Below are 4,174 nucleotides of genomic sequence, written 5' to 3' on the forward strand. Positions count from 1 at the left end.
TCAGTTCATCTCACACAGACCAGACAGGGTCTGATCAACATAGGAAAAACAGGACATTTTCACTTTGTAGAAAAGAGACACTTTAGCTTTGTGGCTACAGTTAACCCACTCCTAGGAGGGAATATGTTAAAGCGTACTTTCTTTTTTACTCTTCTATCTTTTGTGTTGGTGTCTTTCGCGGCGGCGCATCATGGCTGGCGTTGGACGACGGGTAATAACATTGAACTAACCGGTATTATCGTCGAGCTTAAGCTGGGCAATCCGCATGGGGAGTTAACGGTAAAGTCTGAAGACGATATCTGGACGGTAGAAGTTGGCCAACCTTACCGCAATAATCGTGCTGGTTTAATGCCGGGCGATTTGGCCAAAGATGTTGAGGTAAAAATTGAGGGGGAACCTTCAGCCGATATAGAACAAAAATTAATGAAGGCGGAGCGTATTTGGATTGACGGTGTGCTCTACGATCTTTACCCAAACCGCGATTAGAGCAGCGCGATGTTGGAAGCCTGGCTCGAAGCCTTAGCGCTAACTCCTGTCGCCCAGTGGGTTCGATTTTCTCGTTGGAGTTATGCAGTAATCAATACCTTGCATGTTCTTGGTATCGCGCTGTTAGTAGGCGCGATCATCCCGTTAGATTTAAAACGCATCGGCCTGTGGCGGCGTATAACACTCGAACAGCTTGCTCATGTGCTCGTTCCTGTCGCTGTTAGCGGTTTCGTTATTGCGGTTATCTCAGGTGTGTTGCTTTTTATGGCTGATCCAAGCGATTACTTCGCGCTAAGTATTTTTCTATTCAAGTTGCTGTGCATCGCTTTCGCGGTGGCAAATGCGGTCAACTTTCATTGGCGTATGGGTTATGCTGTCCCGTTCAACCAGCAGCGCCTCGTCGGTTTTGTGTCGTTAATACTGTGGCTTTGCGCATTAGTAGCAGGTCGATTTATCGCTTATGTCTAATGGTTGCGAACAAGTAGCGGGGTCAGGTCTTGCCTTTTGCCCCCATTAGCTGAAGTATCCTAAGTCCCAAACTTTACCAATCGCTTTTGCATCAGCTACAACTCATTTTGGGGCAAATCGGTGTTACGCTCATCACTTGTAACACGCCCTAGGACAAAATGGACCAGTACGTTTGCTACTTATTCCTACTAATTGATGAAAGTAAGTAGCTCTGTAAAATATGCATTTTTATGCATTGGTGATGTTCATGATAATCGCACTAACAGCAGAGTCCGCTTCGCATATTAGATTGACAATATTTGGGGATAAAAACAAAGTTGGGAAAATTTCAATATGCATAGGTGAACTCTTATTAGTGGGTATTGCGTGATGCGTTTACAGTAAAAATAACTGTGCGAGATAGAGGACACTGAAGAAGGAAATAGCGTCGGTTAATGTGGTTAAAACGGGGCTAGACAACATGGCGGGGTCAAGGCTCAAGCGCCTTAAAAACAACGGTAATGTACCGCCAATAATGACGGCGAGAGTCGATGAAAAGGCATAAGCGGCACCAATGAGCAGTGGCAAGCCGATATGCTCACTACCATGAGTCAATAAAGTCAGTACGGCTAACAGAATGCCAATGAGAATGCCGTTGATAAGACCGATGGGGATCTCTTTGCTGACAACGTAAAACACATCTTTGGCGCTCAGGTGGCCGACGGAAAGCTCTCTTATTGATACCGCGACCGCTTGGTTGCCCGCAGCGCCCGAAAGGTTAGCAACAAGCGGTAAAATGGCTGCCAGCACCGCTATCTGTTCAATGATGGGCTCAAAAGCGGCAATGATAGATACTGCGGCGTAGCTTAAAACAACGGAAGGTAACAAGAAGGCCAATCTGCGTAGATTGCGGGTTATTGTCGACATGGTTCGAAATTCATCACCGCCAAATACACCGGATTGTTCAAGCAGTTGGTGGTTCGATTGTTCATAAAGTGCTTCGTTAACTTGCTTAAAGCCAACTGTGCCGATTTGAAACCCATATTCATTTACTACCGGAATAACCGGGTGTTGAGTTGTATCCAAGATGCTTTTTAGGGCAAAGAGCTCAAGCTCTGGCTGCGCCACCGGAATCGATGGGTCTATATGTTGCTTGAGGGGGGTATCTGGAGATTGAAGGAAAACATCTCTCAGCCTTAATGCACCAACGAAGGTCTTCTTATCATCACGCAAATAGATATAGCGCCATTCCAAGTGTTCTGAGTTTAACTCTTCAGAGTTTGGAGCCTGAGAGTGACGCTCTTCAGTACTTAGCTCCATTTCTTGTAACGCGGCGTTTAAATCAGCGACCGTTGCTTGTTCATGCAGTTTGATAATTTCATTCTTACAAATTCCGCCAGCTGAATATTCCGGGTAGATCAGTGCCGCTCGCTCTTCATTGCGCCATTTCTGTGGCAAAGCGAGTTTGAGTTGCGATTGAAGGTGACGCGGTAACTGACTCATTAGCAACCTCCTATCTACGGAGGGGAGATACTTAAACAACTCGATGGTGATTTCTAATGGTAGATGGCGGAACAGCACAAGTAATTCATTGTCCGTAAACAGGTCAAGTAGGTTGGCAGTGAATTTTGGTGACTGGCTACTGAGCAACACCCAAACAGTAATGCAGTCATTATTAGATAATTGCCTGAATGCCAGTGCGATTGCTTCAGGTGAGGAGGATTTAATTCGTTCGTACAGTAGTTCGGCGCTCTGCGTTTCTATGCAAAATCGCAATAGTTCACTGAGTTGTTCGGTGTCGTTTGATTGTAAGGGTATTGAAATAAGTGTCATGGTCTATACCTTGTCGATTTTAAGAAATTGCTGCTTTATCCAATGTATAAATAAGGTGATAAGCGCTATCACCAAACCAATAAAGCTGAATATTAAGAACCATTTAGTGATTAGCTCTTGATAAATAGCCATAAAAGGAAGTTTCATGGCTTGGGTACCAATGATCACTAAGCTTATGGCCCAGATTAATGAACTGGTGATACTGATAAGTACTGCACGAATAAAATCGAACAGTGTCGCGCCCATTAACATTGGGGTTAATACACGCACAAACGGTATATAGCGTGAAATAAAAAGGACGCAGAACCCATACTTGTCTAGCACCCTTGTTAGTCTTGGTAGAGCATTTGCGGGGAGGCGATATACAATGTTGTGCATTAAGCTTGTGTCATACAGACAACGCCCTTGCAGATAGGCCAGGATGGTGCCAATAGAAGCGGCAGTCGACAGCAGCAGTATTGCACTGTAGTGATCAACAGCGCCTACACTAACTAGCCCACCAATAAATAATGCTAAACCCACACCAGGTAGCGGTAAAAACACCAAGCTGAACTCTAATAGAAGGACTGTTCCAAGCAGCAATAACAAGAGATCTATTGGGTTGATGATTTGTAAAGAATCAAAGTCTTGTAGCCAAATAGCCATTAGGATTTGTTGCATCATCTAGCCCTTACCAAAATTGTTTTAATCAAACATCAGGATGATGTAGGCGAAGAACAGAATGAGGTGGGTTGCCCCGTTGAGTGAGTTGGTTCTGCCACTGCTGAAGCTCACGCTGGTCATTAACAGGGTAGCGACAAGCAGTACCATTTCTGCGGGGTCTAAACCTAATCGGATGGGTTCGTTTATCACCCCTGAAACTAGCAATACAGCGGGTATGGTCAGGGCGACGGCGGCAAGTACCGAGCCAAAGAACAGGTTCATTGCGCGCTGAAGGTGATTATTGATTGCCGCTTTCAATGCACCGGAGGCTTCAGGAGCAAGAATGATCAGGGCGACCAATAAACCGCCCAAGGCTGCTGGCGCCTCCATTACGGAGATACTGTCGTTGATTGGAACGGCTAAGCTTTTAGCTAAAACGGCGACCACAAACAAGTAACTGACGAGCATCATAGAATGAAAACCATTGCTACTTAGCTGGCTTGGGGCGTTATGCTTGTCTTTATTGTCGGCGTCAATAAAGAAGTGGGTATGGCTTCGGGTTTGGACAAAGAGAAAAACGCCATATAGGGCAAGTGATGCGAGGACAAGCGTCCAGGTCAAGCCCACCGACATACCACCAAAGTCATCCATGCTGGTGAAATTGGGTAAAATTAAGCTCAGCATAGCCAGTGGGATAATAGCGACGATATAAGCTTTAATGCCATCTATGTTGTAGGTCTGAGTGTGATGCTTTACACCGCCAATC

5 protein-coding genes are annotated in these 4,174 nt (G+C 45.4%); 2 read left to right on the plus strand and 3 right to left on the minus strand.

All coding sequences use genetic code 11. The features are described 5' to 3' along the window. Nucleotides 1–123 precede the first annotated feature (123 nt). Together BIZ37_RS29595 and BIZ37_RS29600 are read left to right on the plus strand one after the other, a co-directional pair. Nucleotides 124–486, plus strand: a complete 363-nt coding sequence (locus BIZ37_RS29595; RefSeq protein WP_187464592.1) for a DUF6152 family protein — start codon at nt 124–126, stop codon at nt 484–486. 9 nt (nt 487–495) lie between these two features. Continuing rightward, nucleotides 496–954, plus strand: coding sequence for a hypothetical protein (locus BIZ37_RS29600; RefSeq protein ID WP_222939893.1), 459 nt, complete (start codon nt 496–498; stop codon nt 952–954). Between the two features lie 375 nt (nt 955–1,329). Here BIZ37_RS29600 and BIZ37_RS29605 read toward each other — a convergent pair whose 3' ends face one another. From BIZ37_RS29605 to BIZ37_RS29615, 3 genes are all read right to left on the minus strand, one after another. Next, entirely contained in the window at nt 1,330–2,766 is a 1,437-nt protein-coding gene (locus BIZ37_RS29605; protein ID WP_187464593.1) for a magnesium transporter, read from the minus strand. Nucleotides 2,767–2,769: 3 nt separating this feature from the next. Further along, complete coding sequence (locus BIZ37_RS29610) at nt 2,770–3,429, minus strand: DedA family protein (protein WP_255526962.1); 660 nt, start codon at nt 3,427–3,429, stop codon at nt 2,770–2,772. Nucleotides 3,430–3,450: 21 nt separating this feature from the next. Then, nucleotides 3,451–4,174: calcium:proton antiporter (locus tag BIZ37_RS29615; RefSeq protein WP_187464594.1), on the minus strand; the 724-nt coding region annotated here is incomplete at its 5' end.

This window comes from Photobacterium sp. BZF1 (genome assembly GCF_014349205.1).
GTDB lineage: Bacteria > Pseudomonadota > Gammaproteobacteria > Enterobacterales > Vibrionaceae > Photobacterium.